This is a genomic window from Roseateles sp. P1_C6, assembly GCF_056406315.1.
On record NZ_JBFUAK010000001.1, the window covers coordinates 611090 to 636005 of the forward strand.

At 68.2% G+C, this 24916-nt stretch carries 28 protein-coding genes; 11 read left to right on the forward strand and 17 right to left on the reverse strand.

Annotated features, from left to right (window positions below; translation table 11 throughout):
* Nucleotides 1-18 precede the first annotated feature (18 nt).
* From AC1D29_RS02560 to AC1D29_RS02595, 8 genes are all read right to left on the reverse strand, one after another.
* On the reverse strand, nucleotides 19-513 hold the full coding sequence (locus AC1D29_RS02560) for a hypothetical protein (protein WP_477894315.1): 495 nt from the start codon (nucleotides 511-513) through the stop codon (nucleotides 19-21).
* Between the two features lie 117 nt (nucleotides 514-630).
* Nucleotides 631-2046: a type I glutamate--ammonia ligase gene (gene glnA / locus AC1D29_RS02565; protein ID WP_477894316.1), complete on the reverse strand. Its 1416-nt coding sequence runs from the start codon at nucleotides 2044-2046 to the stop codon at nucleotides 631-633.
* A 165-nt stretch (nucleotides 2047-2211) separates the two neighbouring features.
* Nucleotides 2212-3003 carry a competence/damage-inducible protein A gene (locus AC1D29_RS02570; RefSeq protein WP_477894317.1) on the reverse strand — a complete coding sequence of 264 codons (792 nt, stop codon included), beginning with the start codon at nucleotides 3001-3003 and terminating at the stop codon, nucleotides 2212-2214.
* A gap of 4 nt (nucleotides 3004-3007) precedes the next feature.
* Nucleotides 3008-3841: an EI24 domain-containing protein gene (locus AC1D29_RS02575; RefSeq protein WP_477894318.1), complete on the reverse strand. Its 834-nt coding sequence runs from the start codon at nucleotides 3839-3841 to the stop codon at nucleotides 3008-3010.
* Between the two features lie 8 nt (nucleotides 3842-3849).
* Nucleotides 3850-4824: a sterol desaturase family protein gene (locus AC1D29_RS02580; protein WP_477894410.1), complete on the reverse strand. Its 975-nt coding sequence runs from the start codon at nucleotides 4822-4824 to the stop codon at nucleotides 3850-3852.
* Nucleotides 4824-5600 (reverse strand): polysaccharide deacetylase family protein, encoded by a 777-nt coding sequence (locus tag AC1D29_RS02585; protein ID WP_477894319.1) that lies wholly within the window; start codon nucleotides 5598-5600, stop codon nucleotides 4824-4826. The genes AC1D29_RS02580 and AC1D29_RS02585 overlap by 1 nt, the downstream gene beginning before the upstream one ends.
* Entirely contained in the window at nucleotides 5597-6592 is a 996-nt protein-coding gene (locus tag AC1D29_RS02590) for a YVTN family beta-propeller repeat protein (protein ID WP_477894320.1), read from the reverse strand. The genes AC1D29_RS02585 and AC1D29_RS02590 overlap by 4 nt, the downstream gene beginning before the upstream one ends.
* A gap of 94 nt (nucleotides 6593-6686) precedes the next feature.
* Entirely contained in the window at nucleotides 6687-7499 is an 813-nt protein-coding gene (locus tag AC1D29_RS02595; protein ID WP_477894321.1) for a TIGR00266 family protein, read from the reverse strand.
* A 105-nt stretch (nucleotides 7500-7604) separates the two neighbouring features.
* On the opposite strand from AC1D29_RS02595, the gene AC1D29_RS02600 reads away from it, so the two are divergent.
* The 8 genes from AC1D29_RS02600 to AC1D29_RS02635 all read left to right on the forward strand — a co-directional run bounded on the left by AC1D29_RS02600 (nucleotide 7605) and on the right by AC1D29_RS02635 (nucleotide 13952).
* Nucleotides 7605-8189, forward strand: coding sequence for a GbsR/MarR family transcriptional regulator (locus tag AC1D29_RS02600; protein WP_477894322.1), 585 nt, complete (start codon nucleotides 7605-7607; stop codon nucleotides 8187-8189).
* Nucleotides 8190-8256: 67 nt separating this feature from the next.
* A complete protein-coding gene (locus tag AC1D29_RS02605) occupies nucleotides 8257-8685 on the forward strand; it encodes a thiol-disulfide oxidoreductase DCC family protein (protein WP_477894323.1) in 429 nt (142 codons plus the stop codon).
* Between the two features lie 20 nt (nucleotides 8686-8705).
* Entirely contained in the window at nucleotides 8706-9101 is a 396-nt protein-coding gene (locus AC1D29_RS02610; RefSeq protein WP_477894324.1) for a hypothetical protein, read from the forward strand.
* A gap of 3 nt (nucleotides 9102-9104) precedes the next feature.
* On the forward strand, nucleotides 9105-9923 hold the full coding sequence (locus AC1D29_RS02615) for an NAD-dependent epimerase/dehydratase family protein (RefSeq protein ID WP_477894325.1): 819 nt from the start codon (nucleotides 9105-9107) through the stop codon (nucleotides 9921-9923).
* Complete coding sequence (locus tag AC1D29_RS02620) at nucleotides 9920-10288, forward strand: DoxX-like family protein (RefSeq protein WP_477894326.1); 369 nt, start codon at nucleotides 9920-9922, stop codon at nucleotides 10286-10288. Before AC1D29_RS02615 ends, AC1D29_RS02620 begins: the two co-directional genes overlap by 4 nt.
* Nucleotides 10285-10761, forward strand: a complete 477-nt coding sequence (locus AC1D29_RS02625) for a DUF2269 family protein (protein ID WP_477894327.1) — start codon at nucleotides 10285-10287, stop codon at nucleotides 10759-10761. Before AC1D29_RS02620 ends, AC1D29_RS02625 begins: the two co-directional genes overlap by 4 nt.
* Before the next feature lie 289 nt (nucleotides 10762-11050).
* Nucleotides 11051-13462: an Ig-like domain-containing protein gene (locus AC1D29_RS02630; RefSeq protein ID WP_477894328.1), complete on the forward strand. Its 2412-nt coding sequence runs from the start codon at nucleotides 11051-11053 to the stop codon at nucleotides 13460-13462.
* Nucleotides 13463-13580: 118 nt separating this feature from the next.
* Nucleotides 13581-13952, forward strand: a complete 372-nt coding sequence (locus tag AC1D29_RS02635; RefSeq protein ID WP_477894329.1) for a DoxX family protein — start codon at nucleotides 13581-13583, stop codon at nucleotides 13950-13952.
* Nucleotide 13953: 1 nt separating this feature from the next.
* Here AC1D29_RS02635 and AC1D29_RS02640 read toward each other — a convergent pair whose 3' ends face one another.
* The 4 genes from AC1D29_RS02640 to phaC form a co-directional block, all read right to left on the reverse strand.
* Complete coding sequence (locus AC1D29_RS02640) at nucleotides 13954-14436, reverse strand: hypothetical protein (RefSeq protein ID WP_477894330.1); 483 nt, start codon at nucleotides 14434-14436, stop codon at nucleotides 13954-13956.
* A gap of 94 nt (nucleotides 14437-14530) precedes the next feature.
* A complete protein-coding gene (gene phbB / locus AC1D29_RS02645) occupies nucleotides 14531-15268 on the reverse strand; it encodes an acetoacetyl-CoA reductase (protein WP_477894331.1) in 738 nt (245 codons plus the stop codon).
* Between the two features lie 34 nt (nucleotides 15269-15302).
* Nucleotides 15303-16487 carry an acetyl-CoA C-acetyltransferase gene (locus AC1D29_RS02650; protein WP_477894332.1) on the reverse strand — a complete coding sequence of 395 codons (1185 nt, stop codon included), beginning with the start codon at nucleotides 16485-16487 and terminating at the stop codon, nucleotides 15303-15305.
* Nucleotides 16488-16507: 20 nt separating this feature from the next.
* Complete coding sequence (phaC, locus tag AC1D29_RS02655; RefSeq protein ID WP_477894411.1) at nucleotides 16508-18130, reverse strand: class I poly(R)-hydroxyalkanoic acid synthase; 1623 nt, start codon at nucleotides 18128-18130, stop codon at nucleotides 16508-16510.
* Between the two features lie 180 nt (nucleotides 18131-18310).
* On the opposite strand from phaC, the gene AC1D29_RS02660 reads away from it, so the two are divergent.
* Nucleotides 18311-18580: a hypothetical protein gene (locus AC1D29_RS02660; protein WP_477894333.1), complete on the forward strand. Its 270-nt coding sequence runs from the start codon at nucleotides 18311-18313 to the stop codon at nucleotides 18578-18580.
* Here the strand turns inward: AC1D29_RS02660 and pgeF are convergent.
* Nucleotides 18500-19231, reverse strand: a complete 732-nt coding sequence (gene pgeF / locus AC1D29_RS02665; protein WP_477894334.1) for a peptidoglycan editing factor PgeF — start codon at nucleotides 19229-19231, stop codon at nucleotides 18500-18502. The genes AC1D29_RS02660 and pgeF overlap by 81 nt on opposite strands.
* Nucleotides 19221-19856: a maleylacetoacetate isomerase gene (gene maiA / locus AC1D29_RS02670; RefSeq protein WP_477894335.1), complete on the reverse strand. Its 636-nt coding sequence runs from the start codon at nucleotides 19854-19856 to the stop codon at nucleotides 19221-19223. The genes pgeF and maiA overlap by 11 nt, the downstream gene beginning before the upstream one ends.
* A 181-nt stretch (nucleotides 19857-20037) precedes the next feature.
* Between maiA and AC1D29_RS02675 the strand changes: the two genes are divergently transcribed.
* Together AC1D29_RS02675 and AC1D29_RS02680 are read left to right on the forward strand one after the other, a co-directional pair.
* The gene (locus tag AC1D29_RS02675) at nucleotides 20038-20592 is read left to right on the forward strand and encodes an NUDIX hydrolase (protein WP_477894336.1); all 555 of its coding nucleotides are present in this window, start codon (nucleotides 20038-20040) and stop codon (nucleotides 20590-20592) included.
* A gap of 22 nt (nucleotides 20593-20614) precedes the next feature.
* The gene (locus tag AC1D29_RS02680; RefSeq protein WP_477894337.1) at nucleotides 20615-21385 is read left to right on the forward strand and encodes a substrate-binding periplasmic protein; all 771 of its coding nucleotides are present in this window, start codon (nucleotides 20615-20617) and stop codon (nucleotides 21383-21385) included.
* Here AC1D29_RS02680 and AC1D29_RS02685 read toward each other — a convergent pair.
* From AC1D29_RS02685 to guaD, 3 genes are all read right to left on the reverse strand, one after another.
* The gene (locus tag AC1D29_RS02685; RefSeq protein WP_477894338.1) at nucleotides 21382-21573 is read right to left on the reverse strand and encodes a hypothetical protein; all 192 of its coding nucleotides are present in this window, start codon (nucleotides 21571-21573) and stop codon (nucleotides 21382-21384) included. The two genes, AC1D29_RS02680 and AC1D29_RS02685, sit on opposite strands and share 4 nt — an antisense overlap.
* A gap of 12 nt (nucleotides 21574-21585) precedes the next feature.
* Complete coding sequence (locus AC1D29_RS02690) at nucleotides 21586-23505, reverse strand: S9 family peptidase (protein ID WP_477894339.1); 1920 nt, start codon at nucleotides 23503-23505, stop codon at nucleotides 21586-21588.
* Between the two features lie 97 nt (nucleotides 23506-23602).
* Nucleotides 23603-24910: a guanine deaminase gene (guaD, locus tag AC1D29_RS02695; RefSeq protein WP_477894340.1), complete on the reverse strand. Its 1308-nt coding sequence runs from the start codon at nucleotides 24908-24910 to the stop codon at nucleotides 23603-23605.
* Nucleotides 24911-24916: the final 6 nt, after the last annotated feature.

Genomic DNA, 24916 nt, shown 5'->3' on the forward strand with positions numbered 1-24916 from the left:
CCGGCGCCATGCCGGCGGTCAGGGAAGTTTTGCGATCTCGCGCTTGAGCGCCTGCACATCGGCCTCGTAACGGGCGATGTTGTCCTTGAGCTCGGCCATGCGGTCGAGGTACTTCTGGTAGTTGCGCTCGTCGCCGCGACGCTCGCCCTGGCCACTGTTGAATTCCTTCTGGGCCATGGTGAGGCGTTCCTCGGCCTGGCGCAGTTCGGTCTGCAGCACGCGCTTGCGCTCATCGTCGCGCACGCGCTGCTGGCCGGCGTCGACGCGGCTCTCAGCACCCCGCGCTCCATCCACGGTGGACGACGGCACTGTGGCGCCGGCCCGCGGCTTGACGGTCTGCACGACGGTGATGGGCGTGCCCTCGATCGTGCGGCAACCCTTCTCGTGCGCCTCCTTCGCGGACAGCGCGTCGGTGTACAGCACCGGCGGGCCGGGGCAGCGGTAGACCGTGCCCTGCGCCTGGGCACCCAGGCTCGCGACGACGATCAGCAGACCCAGCAGTCGATTCAGCATGGCGGCATTGTGGCGCAGGCAAACGGCGAGCCGACGCCATCGCCCGACGCATAAAAAAGGGGCCGCACGGGCGGCCCCTGTCCGTCGACAAGGCAGCGTTGAGGCTGCCCATGACGATCACAGCGCGTAGTACATGTCGAACTCGACCGGGTGGGTCGCCATGCGGAAGCGGGTAACTTCCTGCATCTTCAGTTCGATGTAGGCATCGATGTAGCTGTCGGTGAACACGCCACCCTTGGTCAGGAACGCACGGTCCTTGTCCAGGTAGTCCAGCGCCTGGTCCAGGCTGTGGCAGACGGTCGGGATCTTCGCGTCTTCTTCCGGCGGCAGGTGGTACAGGTCCTTCGTGGCGGCTTCGCCCGGGTGGATCTTGTTCTCCACGCCGTCCAGGCCGGCCATCAGCAGCGCGCTGAAGGCCAGGTAGGGGTTGGCGGAAGGATCGGGGAAGCGCGCTTCGATGCGGCGGCCCTTGGGGTTGCCGACGTAGGGGATGCGGATCGAGGCGGAGCGGTTCTTGGCCGAGTAGGCCAGCTTCACCGGGGCTTCGAAGCCGGGCACCAGACGCTTGTACGAGTTCGTGCCGGGGTTGGTGATGGCGTTCAGCGCGCGGGCGTGCTTGATGATGCCGCCGATGTAGTACAGCGCGAATTCGCTCAGGCCGGCGTAGCCGTCACCGGCGAACAGGTTCTTGCCGTCCTTCCAGACCGACTGGTGCACGTGCATGCCGGAGCCGTTGTCGCCAACGAGGGGCTTGGGCATGAAGGTCGCGGTCTTGCCATAGGCGTGGGCGACGTTCTGGATGATGTACTTCTGCAGCTGCAGCCAGTCGGCGCGCTGGACCAGCGAGCTGAACTTGGTGCCGATTTCCATCTGGCCGGCGTTCGCCACTTCGTGGTGGTGAACTTCGACGGGGATGCCCATCTGTTCGAGGATCAGGCACATCTCCGAGCGCATGTCCTGGCCGCTGTCGACCGGGGGCACGGGGAAGTAGCCGCCCTTGACGGTGGGACGGTAGCCGGAGTTGCCGTGCTCGTATTCCTTGGATGAGTTCCAGGCGCCTTCTTCGGACTCGATCTTGAAGAACGAGCCGGACATTTCATTGCCCCAGCGCACGCTGTCGAAGATGAAGAACTCGGGTTCCGGGCCGAAGTAGGCGGTGTCGCCCAGGCCGGAGGCCTTGAGGTAGGCCTCGGCGCGCTTGGCCAGCGAACGCGGGTCGCGCTCATAGGCCTTGCCGTCGGCGGGGTCGACCACGTCGCAGGACAGGATCAGCGTCGGCTCTTCGAAGAAGGGGTCGACGTTGGCGGTGTTGGGATCGGGCATGAGCAACATGTCCGAGGCTTCGATGCCCTTCCAGCCGGCGATCGAGGAGCCGTCAAAGGCGTGACCCGACGTGAACTTGTCGTCATCGAAATGGGAAACGGGCACCGTGACGTGCTGTTCCTTGCCACGGGTGTCGGTGAAGCGGAAGTCAACGAACTTGATTTCGTTGTCCTTCACAAGTTGCATCACATCGGCGACGGTCTTGGCCATCAATAGCTCCTAGCGGGATCGAGAGGGGTGGGTTGCTGCCATCGGCGCACACGCGCCAGCGGCCACGGGGGGAATCAAAGCAGGTTGCATGCCAGATGCACCGACATGGGTTGCCGCAGGGTGGGCGCGAGCATTATGGGGTGGGTGTCGCCGGAGCAGTGCGAGTCACCGCACCAGTTCGGTGCTTATGATGGCACCAAACTGGATCACGCCCCGTTTCAGCGCATCGTAGGCCGGGTCGAGCTGGGTCGGCTCGCCCTTCACGCCCAGCTCGATGCAGCGACCCCACTGCGGGTGATCGACGCTCGGCAGGCTGAACACCTTGATGCCCGTGTACTCGGCTTCCACAGCCACCATCAGGGGCGTCAGGCTGGCTTCCATGGCGCCTTGGACGATCAAAGAACGCTCGATGACATCGACCGCGCGGTGAAGTTGCGGGTAGCGGTCCAGCACCCAGGCCATCATCGGATGGGCCATCACGGGGAAGCCTGGCACGAAGTGGACGTTGCCGACGAAGAAACCCGGGATCTTGTTGTAGGGGTTGGGAACGATGCCGGCGCCCTCGGGGAAGACGCCCATCTCCAGCCGGCGCAGGCTGTCGGGCTCGTCCGGCGTGACCGTCTTGCCCTGCTCGGCCGCCGTCTGCTGGATGCGTTGCCAGATCAGCTCGCGCGCCTCGGGCTGCAGCGCCAGCGGCCGACCCAGCGCGGCGGCGGCGGACTGGCGCGTGTGGTCGTCGGGCGTGGCGCCGATGCCGCCACAGCTGACGACGAGGTCACCGCCGGCGAAGGCGTCGCGCAGTTTGCCGACGAGCAGCTCGCGGTCGTCGCCGAGGTACTGGGCCCACGCCAGCTGCATGCCGCGCGCCGACAGCAGCTCGATGAACTTGGCCAGATGCGAGTCCTGGCGTTTGCCGGACAGGATCTCGTCGCCAATGATGATGAGACCCACTTGCATCGTTTCAGACTCCTGGCAGGACTTCGGAGATGACGACCGGCTCCGCCGCTCGCCGCGCCTGCAGGGCCGCGAGCGCGTAGTGCGTGAACCAGGCGGTGGAGAAAGCGAACACCAGCGTGTAAAGCCAGATCGCCAGCAGCACGACGAAGGGCGCAAAGATGACGGCCGTCACGCCGGAGATGGCCCAAATCAGCGATGGCACGGCGCCCAGGTAGCCGCACAGGATGCCCATGACCAGCATGGGCATGCGGTGCGCCTTCAGCAGCGCGCGGCGCTCGTCGGCCGAGGCATGCTCGGCCAGCACGTCGAAACCGAACACGCGGTAGGTCAGCCAGCCCCAGATCAGCGGCGGCAGCACCATGACCAGCGGCGGGATCAGCCACAGCGGCATGGACAGCAGGATGAGCACGAGGGCCAGCAGCGTCGCGCCCAGCGATGCGGCGACGCTTTGCGCCAGCGTGCCGCCGCGCTTCTTCTCCAGCAGCGGAAAGCGCCGCTCTGCCACCAGGCGCACGATGGCCGGCGTCATGCACAGCGCGACCAGCAGCAGGCTCAGCAAGATGACGACCGGCAGCACGCCGGCCAGCACGACGACGGCAGCCAGCGCGCTGCGAAAGGACTGCAGGCCGAAGGAGTCCAGCCAGTGCAGCAGGCTCTCGATCAGCATCCAGCTTTCCAGCGTCGCGCGCACGCCGGCGATGGCCGACTCCCAGAAGAAGAACATGAAACCGAACACCAGCACGCCGGAAATCACCAGCGGCAGCAGCGACAGCGCGATGACGCGCGGATGCAGGCAGTAGGCGACGGCGCGCCAGAAGGAGTCGGCGAGACCTTGCATCCCTTGCATCAGGCGGGCTTTCTGAAGGAGTGGGCGAGCCGGGTCAGCCCCAGCCATTGCTGGCGCCAGAAGCCGCTGCCGTAGTCACGGCCGCCCTCTTCGGGCAGCTGATCGCGAACGCCAGTGGCGTCGAAACGGTTCTCAAAGTTGTGCGTGCGGAACAGCATGTCCCACAACGGCAGCAACACGCCGAAGTTGTGCCCGCCCAGCGTGCCGCGGCCGCCGGATTCGTGGCCGATGCCGATGCTGTGGTGAAGGCGATGGAAGCGCGGGCTGACCAGCAGGCGCTCACCGATGGCGCCGAAGCTGATGCGTGCGTTGGCGTGCTGCAGGCTTTCGTGCAACTGAGTGATGACGGTGATGGCGACGAACTGCCCGGGCTCGACGCCGATGAAGCGAGCCAGCAGCGCGAAGGCCGTGCCCATCAACACGTCGTCCAGCAGGTGGTTGCGGTTGTCGCTCCACATCGTCATCTGGCGCTGGCTGTGGTGCAGGCTGTGCAGTGCCCACCACCAGTTGACGCTGTGCTGCCAGCGGTGCAGCCAGTAGCCGACGAAGTCGAACACGACGAGATACAGCAGCAGGCTGACCCAGGCGATGTCGGTCACGCCGGGCCAGATGCCGTCCAGCTGCCAGGTCGGCAGGCCTGCCAGCCGCAGCTCGCTGGCAATGCTGTCCCAGACCGGTTCGATGCTGAAGAACATCAGCAGCCGCACCAGGCCCAGGCGGTGGATCAGCGTGTAGACGACGTCGGTGCGCACGGCCGCATGGTCGGTGACCGGCTCGACGGGCCAGCGCCGCTCCAGCAGTCCGATGCCGAGCAGGATGACGCCGATCTGGATCAGGCCCAGCAGCAGCCAGCCGGTCGCGTCGAAGGCGTCCTCCAGCAGGTTGCCGAAACCCAGCGCGAACACCACCGGCTGCACGACGGTCTCGTACAGCGCGAGCTGCAGGCTGTCGAAGGTGTTGGCAATCCAGTCGATCACGGCTTCTTGAACAGGGGCGCGTAGCGTGGGTGGTCGCGCAGCGAGGCGAAGCATAGGCCGCGCTGCTCCAGGCCGGTCATCAGCGGCTCCAGCACCGCGGGCGCCCAGGGGTCTTGGCGCTCCCAGATGCCCAGGTGGGCGACCAGGATGTCGCCCGGCTTGATATCGCGCAGCGCCTTCTCCAGCAGCTGCGCGTTGGGGGCGCTCTGGCTGGGCAGCTCGTCGCCCAGAAAGCCGGCGCGGCTCCAGCCCACATGCGTGAAGCCGCAGGCCCTGGCCGCGTTCAGCAGCGCCGTCGACGTGCGCCCGGCGGGTGCGCGGAACAGCGGCGAGAGCGGCTTGCCGGTCATCGCCGTGAAACGGTCGCCGACCTTCTTCAGGCTGGCGCAGTACTGCTCGGCCGTCAGTTCGCGCACGACCGGCGGGTTCACGCCGGCCTGCGTGCGCACCTTGAAGCGCGTGACCTTGCCGTCGGCGTCGAGGATGTCCTCCAGGAACACATCGTGATCCCAGGTGTGCGAGCCGAACTCGTGACCCTCGGCCACGCGTTCGCGCCACCAGGGCGCCCAGGTCTCGTCCAACGTCGTGCCGCCGGTCAGCGTGGGTTCGCTGGCCAGGAAGAAGGTCGCCTTGGCGTTGTGCTTCTTCAGGGTCTCGGCGATCAGCGGCGCGACACCCATGTGACCGGTGTCGAAGGTGAGGTAGACCGGCTTGTCGCAAGCAGGCTGCGCAGTGGCAGCGGTGGCCACGAGCGCCAACAGCAAGGCCTTCATAGCCGCGGCTGGTGATCCAGCGTCCAGATGCCGTGCGGTGACTTGCCCACCTTGACCTGGCGCACGACCTTGCGCGTGGCCGTGTCGATCTGCGTCAGCTTGCCGGCCCAGCGCGACGTGACCAGCAGCGTGCGGCCATCGGTCAGCAGCTCCATGTCGTCAGGCCCGGCCGGTGCGGGGAACTGGTCAACGACGGTCAGCGTGCCGAGGTCGATCTTGCTGATGGTGTTGCCGGCGCGGTTGGACACGAGCACGTGGCGCTTGTCGCCCCAGGCGCGGAAGGAGTGGGCGCCGGCGCCGGTCTGGATGCGCCGCGCCAGCTTGGGCGTCGCGCCGCTGACGTCCCAGGCCTCGACGAACTTGTCGCCGGTCAGGCCCACGAGCAGGTACTTGTCGTCCGGCGTCAGGTAGATGTCGGCGGGCATCTTGCCGACCGGCTGCTTCCACTTGATGGCCTGCGTCGCCAGGTCGATGGCCAGCATCTCGTCGCTGTCCTGCAGGCTGACGTAGAGCGTCGTGCTCTTGGTGTCGATGTTCAGATGGCTGGGCGTCTTGGGCGCCGGGATGCGCTTGACGAGTTGCAGCGGCTCCGCGGCCAGGCTGCCTTGCCAGCGGTAGAGGTCCACGCGGTCCAGACGGTTGGAGGCCGTCACGAACCACTTCATGTCCGGTGAGAAGCGCAGGTGGTAGGGGTCCGGCACGCCGCGCACGACGCGCTGCACATCGGCCGTGCGCGGATCGATGAAAGTCAGCGAATCGCCCAGCGCGTTCGCGACGATCAATGACTTCTCGTCGGGCGACAGGTAGAGGTGGTGCGGCTCCTTGCCGGTCGGGATGCGCTTGACGACGGCGAAGCTGGCGGGGTCGACGACGGCGATGTCGGCGTCCAGCGAGTTCAGCACGAAGACCGGCGGGCGCCCTTGCTGGACTTGCTGGGCCTGGGCTCCCAGAGCCGCCACGAATCCCAAGGCCACCGCCCAACTGCGCAACATCCAGCTCTCCAATGGAAAGGGCGGCCCGTTGCCGCCCTGTGCGCTGGAGTTTACCCGGGGGGTCTGTCTGGGCCCTGACCCAGGTCAAGCCCGTTCAGTCGTCGTCGCCGCCCAGCAGACCACCCAGCAGGCCGCCGCCGGCAAAGCCGCCCAGCACCGAGCCCTCTTCCTTGCTGCCGCCGCGCTGCGGCGCCGCCGCGAAGATGCGCGAGGCCAGGCGCGAGAACGGCAGGCTCTGCAGCCAGATCTCGCCCGGGCCGGTCAGCTTGGCCAGGAACAGGCCCTCGCCGCCGAACAGCGCCGTCTTGATCTTGCCGACGTACTGGATCTCGAAGCTGACGCTGGGCGTGTAGGCCACCACGCAGCCGGTGTCCACCAGCAGCGTCTGGCCGGGCTGCAGCGTGCGGCGCACGACGGTGCCGCCGGCATGCACGAAGGCCAGGCCGTCGCCTTCGAGCTTCTGCATGATGAAGCCCTCGCCGCCGAAGAAGCCGGTGGACAGCTTCTGCTGGATGGCGATGCCCAGCGACACGCCGCGCGCGGCGCACAGGAAGGCGTCCTTCTGGCAGATCAGCGTGCCGCCCAGCTGGCGCAGGTCCATCGGCAGGATCTTGCCCGGATAGGGGGCCGCGAAGGCCACGCGCGCCTTGCCGGGGGCGTTGTTGGTGTAGATCGTCGTGAACAGCGACTCGCCGGTGATCAGGCGCTTGCCGGCACCCAGCAGCTTGCCGAAGAAGCCACCCTGGGATGCCGAGCCGTCGCCAAAGATCGTGTCCATGGCGATGCCCGCGTCCATGAACATCATGGAGCCGGCCTCGCCGATGGCTGCCTCGCCGGGGTCCAGTTCGACCTCGACGAACTGCATCTCGGCACCCTTGATCTCGTAATCGACTACATCCATGGCCATGCTCAAACTCCCGGCTTAAAAACGGGCCGCATGATAGCCATGACCGGCTGCGGCAGTTTTAATTTCTTTATTGACAGAAATTTCAGACGTCGTAAGCTTGCGGCCATGGAACTCACCGACATCAGCCGCCGCTTCATCGTCCACTGGGGCGAGATGGGCTCCAACTGGGGCGTCAACCGCAGCGTCGCGCAGATCCACGCGCTGCTCTACGTGCACGGCCAGCCGTTGCACGCCGAGGACCTGGCCGACACGCTGGCGCTGGCCCGCTCCAATGTCAGCAACAGCCTGAAGGAGTTGCTGAACTGGCGGCTGATCCGCGTCACCCACCTGCTGGGCGACCGGCGCGACTACTACGAGACCTCGGGCGACGTGTGGGAGCTGTTCCGCACCATCGTGCGCGAGCGCAAGGAGCGCGAGTTCGACCCCACCGTCGCTCTGCTGCGCGAGCTGTCCAGCGACCCAGCGCTGGAGAAGGAATCCCCCGCGATGCAGGACCGGCTGCGCAGCACGCTGGACTTCATGCAGACGCTGGGCAGCTGGAGCGACGAGATGCTGCGGCTCTCGCCCGCCACACTGGAGAAGATCCTTAAGCTGGGTGCGCAAGTGCAGCGCTTCGTGCGCCCGGCCGATGCGGTCGACACCGCGCCCAGCATCTTTCCCGTCACACCGCCGATGCCGCCGATCGGATGACCGCCCCGGACTCCCAGCGAGTCCCTTTTTTTGACTTCATATTTCATTTTTGACAGAAATAACCGCCGTGACCGCAAATACCCACCTCATCCACACCGTCTACTACGACGGCGCCTGCCCGCTGTGCAGCGGCGAGATGGCGCTGCTGATGCAGCGCAACGGCGCCGGCCGGCTGGCGTTCGTCGACATCGCCGCGCCCGGCTTCGATGCCGCGCCGCTGGGCGTCTCTCTGGACGCGATGCTGCATCTGATGCATGTGCGCCGCCCCGATGGCGGCTGGCTGATCGGCATCCCCGCCTTCGTCGTCATCTACGAAGCCACCGGCTTCGACGGCGTCGCGCGCTGGCTGCGCCGCCCCTGGTTCGCCCGCCTTGCCGCGAAGGCCTACCCCTGGCTCGTGCGCCACCGCTACCAGTTGCCGCACACGCTGGTGCAGGGCTTCTTCCGCTTCCAGGACCGCAGCTGCCCGGCCGACGGTGCCTGCCGTATGCACTGATTCAACCCAAGGAGACAACCATGTCCGAGCTGAACTTTTCCGTCACCCTCTTCATCGCCATCCTCGGTCCCGTCATCGCCATCGGCTATCTGCAGCCCATCCTGCTTGTGGTGCTGGACTCGCTGTGCACAGAGCCGCTGCCCGGCAAGGTCGGCGCGCATTTCTGGGTGCGCAGCGCCTACGTGCTGGCCATCGCCGGCACGCTGGTGCTGGCCCTGACCTTTGGCGAGTTCTACGGCAGCCTGCTGGGCGCCGTGCACCGCGCGCTGTGGCTGACGGCGGCGGGCAGCTTCGTCAGCATCGCCCTCATCACGCGCCGCGTCTGGGCGCCGGTGCAGGACAGGATGGCGAAGCGGGCCGCGCCGGTGGCGCCCCTCGGCCCCGTTGCCGCAGCGGCTTCCAGGACGGGGGGCTGAGCCATGAAGATCCTCGTCGTCGGTGCCGGCGGCTTCATCGGCCGTCATGTCTGCGCGGCGCTGGCCGCGGCCGGGCACGAAGCCCTGCGCCCCGAACTGCGCCCCGTCCAAGACTGGGGCAGCGCCGGCGCGTGGGCGCCCTCGCTGCACGGCATGGACGGCGTCGTCTACGCCGCCGGCTGCCTGCGCGACCGGGCCGATGGCGTGGACGACCTGCTCGACCTGCTGCACCACCGCGCGCCCGCCGCGCTGGCCGATGCCTGCGAGGCGGCCGGCGTGCAGCGCCTGGTGCACATCTCGGCGCTGTGCGGCGGTGTCAGCGCCTATGCGCGCAGCAAGCACGCCGGCGAGATCTCGCTGGCGGGGCGGGCCTGCATCGTGCGGCCCAGCCTCGTCGTCGGCGCGGGCGGCGTCAGCAGCCGCACGCTGGACCTGCTCGCCCGCCTGCCTTGGCTGCCACTGCCGGCCGCCATCGCGCGCTGCCGCGTGCAGCCCATCCGCGTCGAGGACCTGGCCGCCGGCATCGTCGCGGCACTTGTCGCACCGCGGCCCGCCGCGTCGTGGACGGCGGTCGGGCCTGAGGCAGCGCCAGTGGTCGAGTGGATCGCCCGGCGCCGCACCATGCGCGGCCACGCCGCCGCGTGGCACATCCAACTGCCCGACGCGCTCACTCGAGCGTCGGCCCGCCTGGGCGACCTCGTCGCGCTGGGCCCCTGGTGCAGCACCGCGCTGGAACTGCTGGCGCACGACAGCGCGGAGCCTGCCGCGACCTCGCCGCTGGGCCGACCCCTGCGCGACGCGATGGAAGGCGCCTGGGCATGACGAGCTTCGCCCGCGCGTCCCTGCTGCTGCTGTGGTGGGGCACGGTCGCGGCCAGCCTGCACGACGGCGGCGAGGCCGGCATCGCGCTGCTGCAGCAGGCCACCGGCGTGGGCCCGGGTGCTGCGCTGGCCCTCGTGCTGCTGGGCTGCGCCTGGGACGCCGCCATCGGCTTGCTGCTCCTGCTGCAGCCCGGCGCCTTCACCTACCGCCTCGCGGCGGCCGGCGTCATCGGCATGACGCTGCTGGCCAGCGCGCTGCTGCCCACGCTGTGGCTGGACCCTTTCGGCGCGCTGCTGAAGAACCTGCCGGTGCTGGCGTTGCTGGCACTGCTGGCGCGATCGGCTCGGAAGGAGGGCCGCGCATGAACACCTACCTGCTCGTCAAGTGGCTGCACATCGTCTCCAGCGTCGTGCTGGTGGGCACCGGCTTCGGCTCGGCCTTCTACCTGTTCTTCGCCAACCGCAGCGCCAGCCTGGAAGCCCGCGCCGTCGTCGCCCGCCTGGTCGTGCGCGCCGACCTGTGGTTCACGACGCCGGCCGTCGTCGCGCAGCCGCTCAGCGGCGCGTGGCTGGCGCACGCGGCCGGCTGGCCACTGACGACGCCCTGGCTGCTCGCGTCGCTGCTCCTCTACGCGCTGGCCGGTGCCTGCTGGCTGCCGGTGCTGTGGCTGCAGTTGACGATGGCGCGCGAGGTGGATGCGGCGCTCGCCGAAGGACGGCCACTGCAGGCGCGCTACCAGCGCTGGCAGCGGGCCTGGGAATGGCTGGGCTACCCGGCCTTCGCGGCCATGCTGGGCGTGTTCTTCCTGATGGTGAACAAGCCCGCGCTCTGGAACTAGCGCTGCGCGCCGTGCGTTTTCAGCAACGGCGCCTGTCCCCTTTTTCCTGGGACGCGCAAACCCCAGGGGCGCCACGGCGCTGTAGCGCCATGGCCACCGGCCTTCATGGGTGAGCGCCCGGGCGGGCACGACACCCGCTGACGGCCACCCGCCTTGCACTCTTCGGGGAAAACCTTCCTATTCAGTAAAAAAGCTCACTACCCTCGCGCCGGTTTTTTGTGGATGGCGATGCCGGCATGGCCCGGCTCGCTGACGGCTCCCGCCCCAACAGCCCTGCAACGAGGACCCCATGAAAGCTCCCTTCGCCCCCCGCGCGCTTGTCGCCGCCCTGCTGCCCGTCCTGCTCGCCGCCTGCGGTGGCACCTCCGAGCCGCCCCAGGCGCAGGCCATGGAATCCGACCACCTGGCCAAGGCGCAGCAGGCGCACCCCAGCGTCAAATACCCCGACCACCACGAGTTCGAGGCTGAGCTGCAGGTGCCCTTCACCAGCAGCAACGCGAGTGGCGCCCGGCGCTTCACGGTGACGCTGGACTACCTCGGCGCGCCCGACGGCGAGCAGCTGGCCTACCGGCTGGAGCTGGTGGCGCCGGATGGCAGCGTCGTGCAGCGCTATGCAGGCATCGAAAAATACGCCGGCAAGCCCGTCACGCTGAGCTTCGACTGGGCCGGGCGGGGTTCTGCCGCGGCGCTGCCCGACGGCGTCTACGAGGCCCGCCTGACGGCCTTCGCCGCCGATGCCGGCGTCAGCAGCCAAGGCACCGTCGAGTCGCTGCAGGCCAACGCCGATGCCCACGGCCATGCGCCGCATGAGCTGAGCTTCAAGTTCGCGATGGGCGCCGCGCCCACCGCCAAGATGCCGGCCTACCGCGCGATGCCGCTGGCCAGCCAGCTCAACGGCGAGGAGCAGCCCCGCGCCCGCGCGATGGCCGCCGCGGCCATCGCCAGCTGGCCCTACACCGTCTACTACGGCTCGCTGCACGGCCAGACGAACGACTCCGACGGCGGCGGCGCGGTGGCCAGCTGCAGCTCGTCGCAGGCAGCGCAGACGGGGCAGTACGGCCCGTCCTCGGCCTTCCCGTATGCCAAGGGCAAGGGCCTGGACTTCTTCGGCAACACCGACCACAACCACTACTTCGACGGCAGCTCGAGCCTGGGCACCATCCCGGCCACCACGGCCAAGTCGCGCTACACGGCCGGTGTGACGACCGCAAACAACTACAGCGCCAGCAACCCCAGCTTCCTGGCCATGTACGGCATGGAATGGGGCGTCATCAGCAATGGTGGCCACCTGAACATCTTCATCAGCGACGAGCTCTACAGCTGGGAGTACGACCCCAGCAACCAGCTCTACGGCCACCGCTTCGTCGCCAAGAACGACTACGCATCGCTGTACTCGGTCATGCGCGCCGCGGGCCAGGTCGGGCAGTTCAACCACCCCGACACGTCAGGCCAGTTCATCATCAACGGCGTGGACTTCGGCTACACGGCCGACGGCGACGAGGTCATGGTGCTGGCCGAGATCTCCAACACCAGTGCCTTCTCCAACGTCGAGGATGAGAGCCAGCAGCCGGGCTCCGGCTACGAGAGCGCCTTCCGCAAGATCCTGGAGCGTGGCTTCCACGTGGCGCCCGCCACCAACCAGGACAACCACTGCGCCAACTGGGGCGCGGCCTACACCAACCGCACGGCGGTGCTCATCCCCAACGGCACGGCGCTGAGCAAGGCCAGCTTCACCGAGGCGCTGCGCGCCCGCCGCGTGTTCGCGACGCATGACAAGAACTCCCAGCTCGTCTTCAGCGCCAACGGCGCCATCATGGGCTCGCGCATCAACAACAGCGGCACGCTGAACCTGAACGTCGGCTTTGCCAGCACCACCGGCAAGACAGCGTCGCTCGTCGAGATCTGGGAAGGCGTGCCGGGTCGCGGCGCCACCATGACGCTGCTGACCAACAACGCGACGCACAGCTTCACGCCCAGCACCGGTGCGCACATGTACTACGCCAAGCTCACGCAGAGCGACGGCAAGATCCTGTGGTCCGCGCCCATCTGGGTGACGCAGGGCACGGGCGGCGGCGACACCACACCGCCCACCGTCAGCGCCAGCGAGACGGGCACCAGCGGCAGCATCACGCTGTCGGCCCTGGCCAGCGACAACATCGGCGTCACCAAGGTCGAGTTCTGGGTCGACGGCACGCTCAAGGGCAGCGACACCACGTCACCCTTCAGCATGACGCTGGACTCGTTGACGCTGGCCAACGGCAGCCACAGCCTGGTCGCCAAGGCCTTCGACGCGGCCGGCAACAGCACGTCGTCCAGCACGGTGAGCTTCAGCGTCAGCAACACCAGCGCGGCGATGAACGAAGCGGAGTCCAACAGCACCATCGCCACGGCCAACAGCGTGGGCACCGCCACCACCGTCAACGGCTTCATCAGCAGCACCAGCGACAAGGACTATTTCAAGGTCAGCCTGGCCGCCAACAAGAAGATCCGCGTCGACATGACCGGCCCGAGCGGCGTCGACTACGACCTCTACCTCGTCAATGCAAGCGGCACCACGCTGACCTCGTCCGAAGGCACGACGGCGTCGGAGTCCATGACCTACACCAATGGCAGCACGGCCACGACGGTCTACATCAAGGTGCAGAGCTACAGCGGCTCGAGCACCTCGGTGGGCTACAAGCTGACGATCAGCTATCCCTGAAGACGGGTGACCGCATGGCGCGCTGCCGGCACTTGCCAGCGGAGCCCAACGGCTTGGCGTCTTTGCGCCATGATGGGTGCTCCGTCCGAACGACCTCCTCGATCGGAGACCGCACCCGATGAACACCTTGTTGTGGGTCTTGCAAGGCCTGGCCGCGCTGGTCTACGGCGCGTCTGGCGTCATGAAGATCTTCATGTTCGACAAGATCAGCGCCGACGTTCGCTCGTTCGATGCTCTGCCGCGGCACATCTGGCGAGACCTCGGCATGCTGGAACTGATCTGCGTCGTGGGCTTGATTGCCCCTGTCCCGCCGCACTGGCAGCAGTTGCTGGTCAGTTTGGCCGCCGGGATGCTCGCACTGGAAAGCCTCGTGTTCATCCGCGTGCACCTCAAATACCGCGAGGTGCCGTCCATCGTCATGAGCGCCGCACTGGGCCTGCTGATGGCCTTTGTCGCCTACGGGCGAGCCGTGCTGGCGCCGTTCGTCTGAGTCAACCCGGCGCAGAGGCCGCCGCTGCTGCGGGCGCCATGCAGGCGTCGGGCTGGTCGGCGCGGTACTGCGCCAGCAACTGGTCGGCCTGCGCCTCCTCCAGCGCCGTGAGCGGGCGATAGAAGCGGCCATAGCCCCAGCCGTAGCCCCGGCGGAACGGGCTGGGCAGGTAGGGCGTGCCGCCGGCGCGCACGCCGGTCTTCATCGTCTGCCCCAGTGCCTGGTCACCCGTGGCGGCGCGCACGCAGGCCTTCAGCTCGTTGTCCGCCACGCGCCGCGCTTGCGCCGTACCGCCGCGCCAGTACGCCATGTCGTGCGCCACGCAGCAGCAGCGCCACGCCTTGCCCGACACCACGTCACGATCCGGGAACAGGCTGCAGCCGTCGGTGGCGAACTGCTGCAGGACGCCCGTGTTGGCACAGCCCGCGAGCGCGCCGGCCAGCAGGGCCAGCGAAGCCAGACGGAGGTGACGCAGACCGCTCATCGTCGATGGGCCCGGCAGGACGCGCGGCGGCCGTTGCAGCCGCCGGCGAAGGAACGATCGGAGCCCGGCCGGGCTCCGTGAAGCGCTCGGGCCATCAGCCCATGTGCATGCCGCCGTTGCAGGAGAAGTCGGCACCGGTCGAGAAGCCGGAGTCGCCGCTGGCCAGCCAGGCGACGATGGAGCCGATCTCCTCGGGCGTGCCCAGGCGCTTGACCGGAATCGTCGCGACGATCTTTTCCAGCACCTCGGGCTTGATGGCCTTGACCATGTCGGTGCCGATGTAGCCGGGGCTGACGGTGTTGACCGTCACGCCCTTGGACGCCACTTCCTGCGCCAGCGCCATCGTGAAGCCGTGCATGCCGGCCTTGGCGGCCGAGTAGTTGGTCTGGCCAGCCTGGCCCTTCTCGCCGTTGACGGACGAGATCTGGATGATGCGGCCCCAGCCCTTCTCGACCATGCCCGGCACGACCTGCTTGGTCACGTTGAACATGGAGTTCAGGTTGGTGTCGATGACGGCCTTCCAGTCCTCGGGGCTCATCTTCAGGAACATGCGGTCGCGCGTGATGCCGGCGTTGTTGACCAGCACGTCGATGGCGCCATGCTCCTGCACGGCCTTGGTGAAGGCCTCCACGGTGGAGTCCCAGTCGGCCACGTTGCCCACCGAGGCGTAGAAGGTGTAGCCCAGCGCCTTTTGCTCGTCCAGCCACTTCTTGAAGTCACGGCTGGGGCCGCAGCCCGCGATGACCTTGAAGCCTTCCTTGTGCAGGCGCTGGCAGATGGCGGTACCGATGCCGCCCATGCCGCCGGTGACGTACGCAACTTTCTGGCTCATGGTTTGTCTCCTTCAGTGGTGATTTGAATTGCTCTCAACGCTCGACGGTAAGGGCGACGCCCATGCCGCCGCCAATGCACAGCGACGCGATGCCCTTCTTGGCGTCGCGCTTGATCATCTCGTGCAGCAGCGTGACCAGCACGCGGCAGCCGCTGGCGCCGATGGGGTGGCCCAGCGCAATGGCGCCGCCGTTGACGTTGACCTTGCTCATGTCCCAGCCCATCTCGTTGTGCACGGCGCAGGCCTGGGCCGCGAAGGCCTCATTGATCTCCAGCAGGTCCAGGTCGGCGGGCTTCCAGCCGGCACGCTCCAGCGCCTTCTTGGCCGCCGGCACCGGACCCATGCCCATGTAGGCCGGGTCCAGGCCGGCCGAGGCGTAGGAGGCGATGCGCGCCAGCGGCGTCAGGCCCAGCGCAGCGGCCTTGGCGGCGGTCATGACGACCACGCCAGCCGCGCCGTCGTTCAGGCCCGAGGCATTGCCGGCCGTCACGCTGCCGGCCTTGTCGAAGGCGGGGCGCAGGCCGGCCAGGGCCTCGGCGTTGGACTTGCGGTTGATGAACTCATCGGCGGCAAACACGATGGGGTCGCCCTTCTTCTGCGCGATGCTGAAGGGCACGATCTCGTCCTTGAAGCGGCCGGCGTCCTGGGCGGCAGCGGCCTTCTGCTGGCTGCCCAGCGCCAGCGCGTCCTGCTGCTCGCGGGTGATGCCGTACTTCTTGGCGACGTTCTCGGCGGTGATGCCCATGTGGTACTGGTTGTACACGTCCCACAGGCCGTCAACGATCATCGTGTCGATCATCTTCCAGTCGCCCATGCGCTGGCCGTCGCGCGAGCCCGGCAGCACGTGGGGGCTGAGGCTCATGCTCTCCTGCCCCCCGGCGATGACGATGTCGCTGTCGCCGTCGCGGATGGCTTGCGCGGCCAGCATGACCGCCTTCAGGCCCGAGCCGCAGACCTTGTTGATGGTCATGGCCGGCACGACGTTGGGCAGGCCCGACTTGATGACGGACTGGCGCGCCGGGTTCTGGCCCACGCCGGCCGTCAGCACCTGGCCGAGGATGACCTCGTTGATCTGGTCGCCCGCCAGGCCGGTGCGGCGCAGCAGGTCCTGGATGACGGCGGCGCCCAGTTCGCTGGCGGGGGTCTTGGCGAGCGTGCCGCCGAACTTGCCGATGGCGGTGCGCGCGGCGGCGACGATGACGATGTCTTGCTGGCTCATGCTTGTCTCCTAAAAAACGATCAGGCTTTGACCTTGACGTAACGGCCCGGTGCGGGCTCGATGGCTTTGAAATTGCGGCTGCCAGGCGTCTTGGGCGCCGGCTTGCTGGCACCCGCGTGCGAGGCCAGCCAGGCGGACCAGTCCGGCCACCAGCTGCCGGCGTGCTCGGTGGCGCCGGCGAGCCAGGCGTCGGCATCGGCCGGCGTGGCCGCGCCCTTGGCGATCCAGTGGCTGCGCTTGGGTGGCTTGCCCGGCTTGGGCGGCGGATTGATGACGCCGGCGATGTGACCCGAGGCACCCAGCACGAAGCGCTTCTTGCCTTTCAGCACCTGCGTGCTGCGGTAGGCGCTGGTCCAGGGCACGATGTGATCCTCGCGCGAGCCGTAGATGTAGACCGGCGCGTCGATGGCGCCCAGGTCCAGCTTCTCGCCACAGACGGTCAGCTTGCCCGGCTGCTTCAACTCGTTTTGCAGGTAGGTGTGGCGCAGGTACCAGCAGTACATGGGCCCCGGCAGGTTGGTCGAGTCGCCGTTCCAGTACAGCAGGTCGAAGGCCGGCGGCGCCTCGCCCTTCAGGTAGTTGCCGACGACGTAGTTCCAGACCAGGTCGTTGGGACGCAGGAAGCTGAAGGTGGTGGCCAGCTCCTGGCCGTGCAGCAGCTGCGGACCCTTGGGCGAGTCCGGGCCCAGCGTGGCCTCGCGCAGCCGCACGCTGGCTTCGTCGACAAAGATGTCCAGGATGCCGTTGTCGGCAAAGTCCAGCAGCGTCGTCAGCAGCGTGACGCTGGCGGCCGGCTGCTCGCCACGCGCGGCCAGCACGGCCAAAGCTGTGGCGAGGATGGTGCCGCCGACGCAGAAGCCCAGCGTGTTGATCTGCTCCTGGCCCGAGATCTCCTGCACGACGCGGATGGCCTCGATGGCGCCGGTCTCGATGTAGTCATCCCAGCCCAGCTGCTTGATGGACTCGTCGGGGTTGCGCCAGCTGACGACGAAGACGCGGTTGCCTTCTGCCACGGCATAGCGGATCAGCGAGTTGTCGGGCTGCAGGTCCAGGATGTAGAACTTGTTGATGCAGGGCGGCACCATCAGCAGCGGCCGTGCCTTCACGTTGGCGGTCAGCGGCGCGTACTCGAGCAACTGGAACAGCTCGTTCTCGAACACGACATGACCCGCGGTGGTGGCCACGTTCTTGCCGACCTCGAACGCGCTCTCGTCCGTCTGCGACACATGGCCGCGCTGCACATCGCCCCACAGGTGCTGCAGGCCGCGGGTCAGCGTCTCGCCCTGGCTGTCCAGCGCCAGCTTCTGGGCCTCAGGGTTGAGCGCCAGGTAGTTGCTGGGCGAGACGGCATCGACGAACTGCTGCACCGCGAAGCGGATGCGCGCCTTGGTCTTGTCGTCGGCCTCCACGGCCGAGGCCATCTGCGCCAGCGTACGGCCGTTGAGCAGATAGAGCTGGGTCATGAAACTGGCGGCCGGGTTGGCCCGCCATTCGGGCGCCGCGAAGCGCCGGTCGCTGACCGCCGGAGCCTCGCCCTGGCCCAGCGACGCGTTCCACAGCGACGTGGCCTGTTTCAGGTAGTCGGCCTGCAGCTCGGCCAGCGCCGTGGGCGAGATCTGCGGCAGATGCGCCATCTGCTGCATCAGGTCCGCAAACGGCTGCCCCTCCATGGGCGGCGACGTGTCGTTCTTCTTGCGAGTGGCCATGTGTTCCTCGGAGCTCCCGCCTCGGCGGTGTTGTCTCGTTCCGTTGCAATAAGCTTGCCACATCTCGTAGACCCTGTTTGTACTCCTGCGCACTGACGTGCCAATGACAGCCCCATCATGTACCTTGTTGCCATCGCCTGGGCCTATGTCGCGCTGCTGATGGCCGCAGCCGAAGCGCTCAGTCCACAGGGCTCGCTGTTCGGTGCCTTCGTCACGCTGATGCTCTACGGCGTACTTCCGCTGGGCCTGCTGCTCTACATCCTCGGTACGCCGGGCCGCAAGCGTCGGCGACGCGCGGCCGAAGAGTCAGCGCGCCAGAGCGATGCAAGCGGCCATGCGACCGCGGGGCCGGCCGAAGGCCTCGCCCCGGAACGAGAAGAAGCGTGAATCATCAGTCAGCGTGCACCACGAGCCGCCGCTGATTTGGGTGACATTGACCGAGATCAAACGTTCGCGAGCCAGCAGGGGCAAGTCGGCACGCCAGCGCGGCTCGGGATTGGGGCGGTACAGGAAGCCGGGTTGGTCGTGCGGCAGCGCCTCACGGCCAAACGCGGCGACAACTTCGGGGCCGACCTCGAAAGCCTCGGGGCCAATGCAGGCACCCAGCCAGGCCCTCACGTCGCGCGGCTCGCACCCGGCCGCAGCGCACAACTCGGCCACCGTGTTCTCCAGCACGCCGGCGGCCAGCCCGCGCCAGCCGGCATGCGCGCCCGCCACGCCGCCAGGCGCGGTGAACAGCACCGGCAGGCAGTCGGCCACGAGGATGGCCACGGCCAGTTCGGGGTCCGTGGACACGGCCGCGTCGGCCTTGGGTGCGTTGCCGTCGTGCCAGTCCGCCTGCAGGCGCACGACGTCGGCGCCATGCACCTGGTCGAGAAAGATCGGCCGTGCGCCCAGCAGGGCGGCAAGCTGCGCCCGGTTGGCATGGGCGACGTCGCGGTCACCGGCCTTGCGACCGAAGTTGGGGCCTCGCGTCGTCATGAAGGCGGTGACGCCCGCCCAGTCAGGCTGCAGCCACGGCGTCGGATCAAGCGGCATCGGGACAGACGCTGGGGTGAGTGTTGGCAAACGCCGGCTGCGCCAGGCAGGCCGCGTTCACGCGCAGCACGGTGGGGTAGTCGTCCAGCGGGCACTCGAAGCGCTGCGCGTTGTAGACCTGGGGCACCAGCAGGCAGTCGGCCAGACCGGGCGTGTCGCCGAAGCTGAACACGCCGGCCGTGCCGGCCAGCCGCTGCTCGACGATGGCCAGGCCGGTGGCCACCCAGTGCAGATACCAGCGGTCCACCGTGGCCTGCTCCTGGCCCAGGTCGTTCTTCAGGTAGCGCAGCACGCGCAGGTTGTTGATGGGGTGGATGTCGCAGCCGATGTCCTGGGCCAGCGCCCGCACCTGGGCGCGCGCCAGCGGGTCCTTGGGCAGCAGCGGCGGCTCGGGATATGTCTCGTCCAGGTATTCGAGGATGGCCATGGACTGGCTCAGCCACTGGCCGTCGTCCAGCACCAGCGCCGGCACGAGGTGCGAGACCTGCTGGTTGGCGAAGGGCTCGGCGAACTGCTCGTTCCTGGCCAGGTGGACGGCCGCGTAGTCGTAGTCCAGGCCCTTGAGCGCCAGGCCGATGCGCACGCGCCAGGAGGCCGAGGAGCGGAAGTAGTTGTAGAGCTTCATGTCAGTGATTCATTCCGTAGCCACAGTGTCTGCGGGCCGAGCGCCGGGCGGCTCCCAAGCCGGCCCGCCGTGGGCGACGTGCTTGCCGGTCGACCCGGCAAGCGTCGCCGTCCCCCCGGGGGACCGGCCAAGGTAGTCCTTGGACGAGGGGCTCACATTTTGGACCTCTAAACTCGGCCGCATGCCTTTTCCCAGCCGCTTCAAGCACTGCCCCAACTGCGGCGCCGCCGTGGACTACCGCATCCCGGCCGACGACAACCGCGAACGCGCGGTCTGCCCGGCCTGCGCCAGCATCCACTACCAGAACCCGCTGAATGTCGTCGGCACGCTGCCGGTCTGGGAAGCGGACGGCCGTGTGCTGCTGTGCCGCCGCGCGATCGAGCCGCGCCACGGCCTGTGGACGCTGCCGGCCGGCTTCATGGAGCTGGGCGAGACCACGGCCGAGGGGGCGCTGCGCGAGACACAGGAGGAGGCCGGTGCCGACGTGGAGATGGGGCCGCTGTACACGCTGCTGAACGTCGTTCGCGTGGGCCAGATCCACCTCTTCTACCGCGCCACGCTGCGCTCGCCGGACTTCAACCCGGGGCCGGAGTCGCTGGAGGCGCGCCTGTTTGCCGAGGAAGAGATCCCCTGGGACGAGATCGCCTTCAAGACGACGCGCGAGACGCTGCGCTGCTTCTTCGACGACCGCCGCGCCGGCCGCGGGTTCACGCTGCATTCCATCGACATCGCCTGAGCGGCGGCGCATCATCGGCGCCATGCCGACACGCCGTCTCTGCCTCCACGCGGGCCTGGCCTGGATGGGCGCCGCGGGGCTGGTCGCGCCCGCACGCGCGGCACCGCTGCGGGCCGTCGGCGCGCAGTTCGCGCGCATCTTCGAAGGCAGCGAGGGCCAGCCGCCCAAGGGCCTGGCGGTGGACCTGCTGGGCCAGCTGTTCGGCGACGGCATCCGCTGCGAATGGCTGCCCTGGCCGCGCGCCCAGCTGATGCTGGAACAGGGCGAGGCCGACATCCTCGTCGGCCCCTACCGCACGCCGGAGCGCGAGGCGCGCATGCTGTTCAGCGTGCGCTCCTTCTACTCGGACGCGATGGTCTGGTATGCCCGGCGCGGCGAAGAAGCGCGCTGGACGGGCGAGTTCGGCGAGCTGGCGCAGACGCCGGTGGCCGCCGTGCGCGGCTGGGCCTACGGCAGCCGCTTCGAGCGCATGAAGCCATCCATAGCCCAGCTGACCTGGGTGCAGAGCGTGGAGGCGGGCCTGCAGATGCTGGTGAAGCGCCGCATCGAACTGTTCGCGGCCAATGATCGCAACTGCCAGCCGGTGCTGCAGCGCCTGGCGATGACGGACGCCGTGGCGCGCTGTTCGCCGCCGCTGGACGTGCTGCACGGCCACATGGCCTTCGGCCGCAGCGCCGGCGGCGAGGCGCTGTCGCAGCGCTACGACCAGGCCTTCGAGCGCTGGCTGCGCGGCAGCGACGCGACCGAGCTGTACCGACGCTGGGGCGTCGACAAGCCCGTCACCGCCACCTAGCGCCCGCCCAGCACGCGCGCCGGCAGCATGACGACGGCGCGCAGCAACCCGAACACGCCGTCGACCGCGATGCCCAGCAGCCTGAAGGGCAGCGTGATCAGCCAGACCAGCGGCCACAGCAGCAGCGCCAGGATGGCCAGCGGCCAGCAGATCACGAACAGCACGCACCAGAGCAGAAAGCTGAACATCGCGGTCTCTCCTTACTTGCCCAGACCGGGCTTCAGGTACTTGTCAAGGAACTCGACCATGCGACGGTTCGCTTCCAAGGTGTTCTTCTTCTTCGAGAAGCCGTGGCCCTCGTCGTCGAACACCAGGTAGTCCACCGGCACGTTGTTCTTCTTCACGGCGGCGACGATGTCGTCGCTCTCGGGCTTGATGACGCGCGGATCGTTGGCGCCCTGGATGACCATCAGCGGCTTCTTGATCTCGCCGGCATGGAACAGCGGTGACGTCGCCATCAGGCGCTCGCGGTCCTTCACCGGGTCGCCGATCTCCTGGTACAGCGCCAGGCGCTGCGCCTCCCAGTAGGGCGGGATGCTTTCCAGCGTGCGGATCCAGTTGGCGACGCCGAAGATGTCGATGCCGACCTTGAAGGCCTCGGGCCGGAAAGCCATGGCCGACAACACCATGTAGCCGCCATAGCTGCCGCCGACGATGCCGATGCGCTCGTGGTCGATGACGCCCGTGCTGGCCAGGAAGGTCTTGGCCTCGATGCAGTCCCACAGCGGCTCGCGGCCATGCTTGCCGTCGTCCGACGTGAAGAAGGTCTTGCCGTAGCCCGAGCTGCCGCGGTTGTTGATGCCCAGCACCGCGTAGCCGTTGTTGACGAAGTACTGCATCAGCGCCGAGTAGCCGCGCATGGTCTGGCCGCCGGGGCCGCCGTGCACCCAGACGATGGCGGGCACCTTGTGCGCCGGCGAGGCCTCCTTGGGCAGCATCAGCACCGAGGGCACCACCATGCCGTCGAAGCTCTTGAAGCGCACGATGGAGGCGTCCACCAGCTCGGCCGGGTCGATGTCCTTGGACAGGCTCTGCGTCAGCTGCCTGGGTGCGGCGTTGGACCCCACGTCGGCGACGAACAGGTTGCTGGGCGAGCGGTCACCGTTGACGTAGAAGGCCATGCGCTTGCCGCTGCGCGAGAAGGACACGCCGCGCACCTCACCGCCGGGCAGCGTGGGCAGCGCGATCTGCTTGCCGTCGCGGTACAGGCGCAGCGCGATGCTGGCGTCGGCGTTGATGCCGGTGACGCGATGGCGGCCGTCCTTGGAGAAGGCCGTATAGGCCACGTCCCAGTCGGCCTTCTCGACCTCGCGGGTCTTGCCGCTGGCCAGGTCGTAGGCGATGACGCGGGTGAACTCGCCGCCGTCATTGGTCGTCATCAGCAGCTCGCGGCTCTCCGGGTCGAAGTCCTGGGAGGCGTACTGCGCCAGGCCCTGGTGCTTGCTGATGTGCTTGATCTCGCCGCTCTTCAGGTCGACCAGGTGCACGTCGGCATCGGCCGTCGTGTTGGTCTTGCCCAAGGCGAGCCAGCGGCCGTCGCGGCTGATGTCGCTGACCTGCCAGCCCGCCTCGTTCTTGAACACCACCGTGCGGGCGTAGGTCTTGGCGTCGTAGCGGTACAGGTCGAAGAAGCGCGCATCGCGCTCGTTGGTCGCCACGTAGAAGGCCGTGTCGTCGCCGCTCCAACCGCGGAACTGCGCCTTGAGCTTCTCGCCCGGCGTCAGGTCCTTCTCGCTGCCGTCCAGCTCGCGCACGTAGAGGTGGTTGAGCTCGTTGCCCGACTGGTCGCGGGTGTACAGGAAGCGGTCGTCGCCCGGGAAGAAGCCGACGGCGTAATGGCTGTCGGTCTTGGAGCTGGTCAGCTGCACCGGCTTGCCGCCGGCCACGGGCATCGCGTAGACGTTGAAGATGCCCGTCTCGTTGCTGTGGAACAGGATGCGGCTCTCGTCGGACGAGAAGCTGGCGCCGCCGATGTTCACGGTGGCCATGAACTGCTCGATGGTGTAGCGCTTGGCGGGCTTGGGCGCGGCGGCTGCGGGCTTGTCGGCAGCCAAGGCGGCCTGAGGCGCACCGGCCAGCAATGCAAGGGACGCAACCAGGGTCAGCAGGGGTCGGCTCATGGAGTCTCCGTGAAATGAAGTGGGCAGACTCTAGCCAGCCTCAGCGCCCTCCCCCATCAGGGTTGTGACGAAGCGGCGGATTCGCGGGACAGGCAGTTCAGACGCGCTGTTCACCTGCCACGTAGCAGGCGGCGAGGTTGCGCTCGTCGGCCAGCGTCATCCAGGCGAAGACACGTTCGTGCAGCTCGCGTGCGACCGCGTCGCGCGCCTCGGCGACAGGGCCTTTGGCCCAGTCCCAGACGCAGAGGTCCGCCGTGTGGCCTACCGACAGCCCGCCGATCTCGTCGCCCAGCTGCAGCGCCTGGGCCGCGCCACGCGTGGCGGCATGCAAGGCTGCCCAGGCGGTCAGACGGTCGCCGCGCAGCGCCTGCACCTTGTAGGCGTCGGCCATGTTGCGCGGCAGGCTCAGCGTGGTGCCGCCACCCACATCCGACGCCAGGCTGACGTTGAACGCCGCGCCGGGCCAGTCGAACAGGCCGCTGCCCAGGAACAGGTTGCTGGACGGGCAATGCGCCACCTGCGCGCCGCGTTCGGCGATGACCACCTTGTCCCGCGCATCCAGCCAGATGCCGTGGGCCAGCACCGCGCGCTCGTGCACCAGGCCGACGGCGGCGTAGACGTCCAGGTAGCTGCGCGCCTGCGGGAACAGCTGCGCCACCCAGTCCACCTCGGCACGATTCTCGGCCACATGGGTCTGCATGTAGAGGCTGGCGTCGGCCCGGCACAGCGCGCCGGCCATGGCCAGCTGCTCGGGCGTGCTGGTCGGCGCAAAGCGCACGGTGACGGCATAGGCCAGGCGGTCGCGGCCGTGGAAGCGACCGATGAGGTCGATGCAGTCCTGCTCGGCCTGCCGGACATCATCCCGCAGGCCGTCCGGCGCGTGGCGGTCCATCAGCACCTTGCCGGTGATCAGCCGCATGCCGCGCGCCGCAGCGCTGTCGAACAAGGCCTCGGCGGACACCTTGTGAACGGTGGGGAAGACCACCGCCGAGGTCGTGCCGCTGGCCAGCAGTGCGTCCAGGAAGACCTCGGCGCCGGCACGGCTGCGTGCCGGATCGGCAAACGCGCACTCGGCCGGGAAGGTGTAGCGCTTCAGCCAGTCCAGCAGCTCGGTGCCGTAGGAGCCGATGACCTCCAGCTGCGGGCAGTGCACATGGGTGTCGATGAAGCCGGGCAGCACCAGCTGTCCGGCATGGTCCTTGCGCGCCCAGGTCTCGTCCGGCGCGGTCGCCTGGCGGCCGACGATGCGGCCGTCCTCGACCAGCAGCCAGTGGTCACGGTCGAAACGCACCGCCGGCGATTCGGTATCGCCCCAGCTTGGGGCGGCCGTGAAGTCCAGCAGATCGCCCCGCAAGGCCCATCGCCTGGGGCTGTCGGCGAATTTTTCCTGGTTAGTAAAACTCATATGGCA